Source organism: Delftia sp. CH05 (genome assembly GCF_009827015.1).
Classification (GTDB): Bacteria; Pseudomonadota; Gammaproteobacteria; order Burkholderiales; family Burkholderiaceae_C; genus Comamonas; species Comamonas tsuruhatensis.
Window position 1 is genome coordinate 1 of the sequence record NZ_WUMG01000095.1, and the last position, 3519, is coordinate 3519.

At 53.2% G+C, this 3519-nt stretch carries 3 protein-coding genes and 1 pseudogene; all 4 read left to right on the top strand.

Annotated elements, in window-relative coordinates:
* Positions 1-1278 (top strand): GspE/PulE family protein (locus GRX31_RS30245; RefSeq protein WP_160856241.1); only part of this gene is annotated, 1278 nt, incomplete at its 5' end.
* Positions 1278-2363, top strand: coding sequence for a type II secretion system F family protein (locus GRX31_RS30250; RefSeq protein WP_160856243.1), 1086 nt, complete (start codon positions 1278-1280; stop codon positions 2361-2363). The genes GRX31_RS30245 and GRX31_RS30250, both read left to right, overlap by 1 nt.
* An 18-nt stretch (positions 2364-2381) precedes the next feature.
* Positions 2382-2969: a hypothetical protein gene (locus GRX31_RS30255; RefSeq protein ID WP_160856245.1), complete on the top strand. Its 588-nt coding sequence runs from the start codon at positions 2382-2384 to the stop codon at positions 2967-2969.
* Positions 2970-2996: 27 nt separating this feature from the next.
* Positions 2997-3519, top strand: a pseudogene (locus tag GRX31_RS30260) (hypothetical protein); the annotation flags it as partial.

A 3519-nucleotide genomic window follows, 5' to 3' on the forward strand; every position in this document is an offset into this window, starting at 1 on the left:
CTATTGGACGCTGCAAAATCAGGTGCATCAGATATCCATATCGAAGCACGCGAGAACAAGGCCGAAGTCTTGCTCCGTATTGATGGTCGTCGGTACAAGATGGGAGACATCTCTTTGGCCACTGCTGAAGACTATGGTTCGGTGCTCTTCAATTTTGAATCTACTGACATCGCCCGAAAAGGATCTTGGACCAAGCGAGAAATCAAGGACACCAATTTTGACGTGTGGGATGACCCTACAAAGAAAAACAAGCGCCTATTGACTGTGCGGTTCCACTCAACTGCCATACATCCAGATAAATTCCAGTTGGTTTTGCGTCTGCTCAGACCTGCCAACGTCGAAGGCGGCTTCAAGAGGCTCGGCGACGTCGGCTACTCCGACGCTCAACGTGAGCAGGTCGAAAGAATGCTGATCGGCGGCTCAGGCCTGGTCGTCTTTGTCGGGCCGACGAACTCTGGTAAATCTTCATCACTGCAGAGCTGCATTCAGCAACTCTACGAAAATCGGGGACCAAATATCAAGGTATGCACGATTGAATCTCCGGTGGAGTACGAGATTCCTAACGCTTGCCAGATGCCCGCAACGAAGGATACGTTCAACGAACTTTTGGAAGCCACATTACGGCAGGACCCCGACGTGGTCATGGTAGGAGAAATCCGCGAAAGCCAAGCAGCAAAGACCGTCAAGAATTTGGTGCTGGCAGGCCACAAGATTCTGTCTTCCATCCATGGTTACTCGGCGATGGCTGCATTCTCTCGGCTTGAGCAGTTGGGTGTGGATATTGACCTGATGACMATGCCYGGATTCGTTTCCGGCTTTGTCTATCAAAGGCTATTRCCYATTGTTTGCCCCGAGTGTTCATTGCCMCTTGATCTYGCTCGTGCGRCCGGCATGATCAATGAGGGTCTTTTTAATCGCTTGACCTCTGTAAGTGACGATAAACACAATATTCGCTTCATCAACGAAGGCAGATATTTTATCAACGCAGAGAACAAGTTAGATACAGGATGCAAATGCGAAACATGCAATGGTACAGGTATCCTCGGAAGAACACCCATTGCAGAAATAATCATTCCCGATGAGAAGCTCTTAGGCTTCATCAAGAAAAAGGATGAAGCAGGAGCGCGTGATTACTGGCTCACCACGCTGGGTGAAAAAGTGGAATATGGCCTCGGAGTTTCCGCACTTTCTCACGCGATTCAAAAAATGCGGCAGGGCCTCGTAGATCCGCGCGATGTTGAGCACAGTATTGGGATGCTCAGAAGGGACGGATTCTGATGAAGAACATCAAAAGAATTCTTTTCCAAATCCGGCTCACCACGGATATCAGGGCCAAGCTATACGGCGCGCTCGCTTCCATGACAGGGCCTGCCGGTGGAATACCCCTCGGCGCAGCGCTCTCAGAGATGGAAGCAGAGTACCGCAAGCAAAAACATTTTCTCCATCCACTTCTCCAGGAAGTGATGAGAAGGATGAAGGGCGGTGGAAGCAAAAGGTTCTCTCTTGAAGGCAGCGAAACACAGACGCTAAAGCTGGGAGACGTGCTACTAGGACTGGTCCCAAATAACGAAGCCATGATTATTCGCAGTGGCGAAGAACAGGGAAATATCTCCTTGGGTTTGCTTCAAGCTGCAAAGTATGCGCGCAGTCAGTCCGAGATCATCAAAATCATACGGTCTGGAGTGTCGCGGGTGCTGTGGTATGCACTCATGATGTCCGTCATATATTACTATTTCTCTCTGGAGATTATCCCGCAAATGGAGCAAGCGGCTCCAAGGCACCGATGGACGCAAGCAGCCCAAAGTTTTGGTTTTGTGGCAGATCACATCATTGCTTTCATTATTGGCTTCTTTTTATTTATTGCTTTCATTTATTTGGCGTTCAACTATCTCAAGAAAAATTTAACCGGGCCAGTGCGCAATTTCTTGGATAGAAACATCTGGCCGTTTACCACAGTTCGGTTGCTGAATTCATCTGCCACCTTGGGAAGCCTGAGCGGATTTCTCAGAACGGGTGTTCCGTTTCGAACAGCCGTGAATTCGATATCCGAGGGCGCAGACAGATACATGGTCAGCAAGCTGGATCATATCAAGCGACTCACGCAGCAAGGAAAGCCGCCTCACGTTTCATTAACCTCATGCAATTTATTTCCGGAGGAGAACGCATGGATTATTAGTCTTTATGGAAGAACTAGCGATTTCGGGCAATCCCTGGATCACATCGCCAATGAGTTCTCTGAACTCTCAATTGAAAAAGCCAAAACAACAGCCATGGTGGCTGACATCTTGGGAACGCTTGCGATTGCAGGTTCAATCTTGTGGATCGCCGTGACCATGTACGGCATCGTCGGCACTCTCAAATAATTTTTGCAGGCAACATATATGAGCATTCACAGCACTAACTTCAAGGCTCAGTCTATTCAAGCGCAACGCCAGCGAGGCATGTCCATGATTGAAATGGCGGCCTGGACACTGCTGGCAGGCATCGTGGCCGCCATCGTGCTGAGTTCCCTGGGCGTCCTCAAAGGAGGCATCAATGCAGGAAATCTCGGCGAGAAGGCCCTTTATCTGGCGATGGACATCCAGAAGCACTGGAATCGTGCGAACGACTACACGAGTGTCACGGCCGCAGAAGTGGACAAGATTGGCATCGTCAAAAACCCCATCAAGTTCGACGCTGGCCAGCTGTATGACGGCTATGGCAACCAGATGGCCCTGAATGGCTCGCGCATCACCTTCGCCATGACGTTGGGCGGTACCGCAGCCCCCATGGACAAGGACGACTGCGCGAACCTGGTTGCTCGCCTGGAGCCGGTGGCCATGGCCATCCGCGTGGGGGCCTCTGCAGCGGCCAACGCCGGCGTCATCTCGGGCGGCAACCTCTACAAGAACGGGGCCACCTTGGATCAAACGGGCCTGACGACGGGCTGCGCAGAAGCAGGAACCAAGATCGCCATCCAGGTCCGCTGAGCACTACGACAGAGAAGCACGATGCAAATGAGGACGACACCCCCCCGAGCCCTGCTCCACCTGGTCGCCCAGGCCTGCGCCATCGCCACGCTGAGCCTCAGTACCAGCTATGCCTTGGCCGATGCTGTTTTTGTGACACCGGGCTCTCTGTCGGGCTACACGTACTATCCACCGGTCAAAGCAGGTGGTGGTAGCGGCTCCGGCAATGCCAGCGGCCGCGTGGAAACACTGCAGAAGTGCTACGTGGCCATCAAATCGCCGGATGTGAGCTTCACGCTGCAGGCCGCCGAGTTCTACGGGCTGGAGAACATCCGGCTCTACTACAAAGCGGCCGGTGGCAATGGCGGAACGGGGACGAACGGAGGCGGTGGCGGTTCAACTGCGATCTTCCTGAACGGCAACGCAACCGTGATAGCGCCAGGCGGCAACGGTGGCCAGGATGCTCCGGTGACGAAGGGAGACTTCCAGGTGGCGCCCGGTGACAGCGTGCGCATCGTCACAGGGGGCGGTGGCGGCTCGGGCTGGCCGGGTGTTTCAGGCGGCGGTGGGG